At 63.7% G+C, this 3214-nt stretch carries 7 protein-coding genes and 1 pseudogene; all 8 read right to left on the bottom strand.

Features of this window, described 5'->3' with window-relative positions:
* A pseudogene (locus BGIM_RS65150) lies at positions 1–383 on the bottom strand (hypothetical protein); the annotation flags it as partial.
* A 5-nt stretch (positions 384–388) separates the two neighbouring features.
* The gene (locus BGIM_RS0136355) at positions 389–796 is read right to left on the bottom strand and encodes a hypothetical protein (RefSeq protein ID WP_020474564.1); all 408 of its coding nucleotides are present in this window, start codon (positions 794–796) and stop codon (positions 389–391) included.
* Between the two features lie 3 nt (positions 797–799).
* The gene (locus BGIM_RS0136350) at positions 800–1081 is read right to left on the bottom strand and encodes a hypothetical protein (RefSeq protein WP_020474563.1); all 282 of its coding nucleotides are present in this window, start codon (positions 1079–1081) and stop codon (positions 800–802) included.
* 8 nt (positions 1082–1089) lie between these two features.
* The gene (locus BGIM_RS0136345; protein WP_020474562.1) at positions 1090–1422 is read right to left on the bottom strand and encodes a phage head closure protein; all 333 of its coding nucleotides are present in this window, start codon (positions 1420–1422) and stop codon (positions 1090–1092) included.
* Positions 1415–2059, bottom strand: a complete 645-nt coding sequence (locus tag BGIM_RS0136340; protein ID WP_020474561.1) for a head-tail connector protein — start codon at positions 2057–2059, stop codon at positions 1415–1417. The genes BGIM_RS0136345 and BGIM_RS0136340 overlap by 8 nt, the downstream gene beginning before the upstream one ends.
* A gap of 166 nt (positions 2060–2225) precedes the next feature.
* The gene (locus BGIM_RS0136330; protein WP_020474559.1) at positions 2226–2576 is read right to left on the bottom strand and encodes a hypothetical protein; all 351 of its coding nucleotides are present in this window, start codon (positions 2574–2576) and stop codon (positions 2226–2228) included.
* On the bottom strand, positions 2576–2890 hold the full coding sequence (locus BGIM_RS0136325; protein ID WP_020474558.1) for a hypothetical protein: 315 nt from the start codon (positions 2888–2890) through the stop codon (positions 2576–2578). Before BGIM_RS0136325 ends, BGIM_RS0136330 begins: the two co-directional genes overlap by 1 nt.
* On the bottom strand, positions 2890–3214 hold a 325-nt coding region (locus BGIM_RS0136320; protein ID WP_202947363.1), incomplete at its 5' end, for a hypothetical protein. The genes BGIM_RS0136325 and BGIM_RS0136320, both read right to left, overlap by 1 nt.

The following is a 3214-nucleotide window of genomic DNA, read 5'->3' as shown; positions in this document are numbered from 1 at the left end:
CCGCCGACGCCGGTGATGCTCAGGGCGGCGATGCCCTTGCCCGCCATGGTGATGTTGTTGCCGGTGGTCGTGGAGACCAATGAAAGCGTTCCGCCCCAGCTTTGGGTCATGCCGGACGAGAAGGTGACCGAACCCGACGTGCTGGTTCCCACGGTCAGGGTTCCGCTTCCGGTCAGCGTGCCGTTGAAGCCCGTGAAATTAATGGAGCGGCAGACCGCGCCGGTCCCGATGGTGATCGTGCCAACGGAGGGGGCGGTGAAAAAGACATCATCGGCGGCGGTGGGGACCGACTGGCCGCCGGTGCCGCCGGAGTTGGCCGCCCACTTGACACCGGCGGTGGTGTCCCAAGTGCCTGTGCTGCCGACCCAGAAGCGATTGGCCACGGAGGCTAATTGCCGCTGGTAATGGTCAGACTTGAAACGCTGACTTGCGCCCCGGAAACAATGCTGGTGGTATTGAGGTTCAGATCCGCTCCACTCGTTCCGACCGAACCATCCACTTTGCGCGTGCCGCCGCTGGTAAGCAAGGAAAAGAATGTCGCCGTGCCGGTGTTGTCGGCGCTGGTGTCCGAAGTGATGGAGTTGGCCGTCAGGACGCCCCCGGACGCGCCCGCCGCGAAGGTCGAACTCAAGGCAAGCTCGGCGAGAACGGTGTTGCCGGACAGGGCGGTGTCGGGGTTGGTCGGTTGGGTGCCAGAATAAATGCGGAGCAGGCCGGAAGTGCCGATGGCCGTGGTGTATTTGGCGTCCAGACCGGCGTTCTTGGCCGTGGCCGCGACTTTGAGGTTGCTGGCCATGCCTTAGCCCTCCACGACGAAGGATTGACCGGCGTCGAGCGAGGCCGGGGCCTGGGCGAACACGATCTCATTGGCGCCGTAGCGCGCCCGAAGCTGGTTGGTCACGCGGACCGCCAGTTCTTCGACGGTGTTCACCTGATGGTGCTTCACAAAGCCATTGGGGTAGACACAGCGAAGCAGGCCGCTGTCGTCGAGGCCGTCGATGGTGACTTCATAGCCGCCCTCGGGCAGCGTGTCGATTGGGCTTCCCTGCGGCAGCACGGCTCCGGTTCCGGTGGTGTTCATAGTGGCTCCTATTGTTGTTCGATGGCCTGGATGTCGAGGTATTGTTTCGCCTCGTCGCGGTTCAGCGCCTCCTTGATCCCGAAGACGCGCGTTCCGAAGAGGATTCTGTGCTTGGTGGTCACGTCACTGCGGTAACGGATGGTGATCTTGTGAGTGACGGGAGTCTGAAGCTGGGCGGCTTGGAACTTCTCGTAGCCCTTGGCCGGACGGATGGAGGCCCAGACGGTGGCGAAGGTCGCCCATGACTCGGTGTAACCGCCCTGGCCGTCTGACACCTGACTGACCGCTTGCAACGAGACGCGGTGTTTCATCTTGGCGAACTCACCGCAGGTGTCAGCCATACAACAGCCCGTCCATGATGCGGTATTTGTTCAACATGGCGGCGCAACCGGCGGGCATGTCGCCGTCGCAGGCTCCGCGCGACTCGTACAGGTGGGCGACGAGCATGAGGATGGCGGTTTTGATCGAGGGGGGAATGGAGGAAGAATCCCCGTAGCCCGCCGTGTAAACGATCTCGCAGGCCCCGACCTGGCGCAGCGGGCCGGGCCAGACGGCGTCTTGATTGAGGGAAAGCCGGGTGCCGTCGGTGTTCAAGGAGTAATTCGATGGGGAATAGACAGCGGAGGCGTTGTCGGGGTCGTAAGTGGTCACCGACGTGATGGCTTGGACCGGGCACTTGGGCAGTTCAATCACGCGAGGCAGCCCTCCATAAAGAAAAGTGCTGGGCAGGTCATACACTCCCTCGCCCAAGTCCCGGTAGAGGTCGTTGCAGGTCTGGTCGAGCGTGAGCCGCAGCGTGCGGGTGACAAGCGAGCGGCGGGTGTGCTGCTCGGCCGAGTCGGTGGTCGCCGAGATGAGTTGGGCAAGCAAGGCGTCCTCGTCCGTGGTGTCGATCCTGAGCCAGGCCTTCGCCTCGGCCAGCGTGACCGGGTCGGAGGCCGGGTTGGTGACAACCGTGATCGTGCGGCGGGGACGCATCAACGTAGCCGCACGCGGAATTTGATTCGCCCGGTCAATATATGGCCAAGGATGATTAGGCGCTTCGTGCCGCGCCGGGGTTTGAAGCCAATGACCAGTTCGTTTTTGGTCGTGGAGACCACAGAGGGACGCATCAAAAAGCGGAACAACGGGTTGAACACGGTCATCAAAGCGCCTTGCTGTACAGGATCAGATCACGCGAGGCACCCTCGGCAGAGCCGCTGACGGCCTTGATGAACTGGATGCCGTGGAACAACGCCGGGTCGATGGCCAGGTACTTGTTGGCCGCGACGGTAAAGCTCAGGGCCGAGCCGTTGGACCCGGTGACGGGGTTGGAGGTTCCCCCGCCGGTTGCGGCGGCGGTGAAGGTCAGCGTCGTGCCGGTGAGGGCGGCCGGCAGCATGACTCCCACCAAAGTGGTCCCGCCGAGATCGGCCTCGCCCGAGGCGGTCCCGGAAGAGGAGATGGTGACGGTGGTCTGGCAGAGACGGGATTGGAACTGACTGGCTGAGGGCATTATTTCTTGCCCTTCTTCTCAAACTTTTTCGCGGGCTTGGTTTCCTCCGGCTCGACCACCTTGGTTTCGCGGTCCTCCGCCGGCGGGGCGTCATCCGGGATGACGGTTTCCGAAGGCGTCTCGCCGACCAACGGAAGTCGTTCCGGTTGAGTCACCACACCACCGGTGGCCAGCGGCTTGGCCCAGCCCTCGCCCACGGCGATGCGGGCGAGGTCGTTGGAGAGATGAGCCGTTGTCCCGGCGACGAATTCCTGTCCGTCGCCGTGGCCGTCTTGACTGCCCTTGAAGCCCGTCAGGATGTGGTGCGGCTTCATCAGGCGACCTTTTCCAGGCACACGGAGAACTTGATCGAACCCGTGGTGTGAGGAGTCGCCGGGGTGCCGCCCGAGTATTGGAAGTAGATCTGGGCGCCCGCCGCCGAAACGGTGTCGGATGTCCCGGTCAGGAACGGCACTTTCGAGTTGCCCCAATCCAGCGTCGCCGAGGGGGCGGCTTCGATGTCGGCGTTGGCCACCGTGGTCCACACGGTCGTGCCGTCGGTGAGGCCCAGCAGTCGGTCGCCGCCGGAGCCGAAGTTCGTGCCGCCGCCGACCAGACGGATGTTGCGGATTTTCCACTGGTCGGTCGCCGCGCCCGCT

Origin of the sequence: Zavarzinella formosa DSM 19928 (assembly GCF_000255705.1) — a bacterium.
Classification (GTDB): domain Bacteria; phylum Planctomycetota; class Planctomycetia; order Gemmatales; family Gemmataceae; genus Zavarzinella; species Zavarzinella formosa.
The sequence above is the reverse complement of the archived record's forward strand: the minus strand, read 5'-3'. Positions and strand labels throughout refer to the sequence as shown.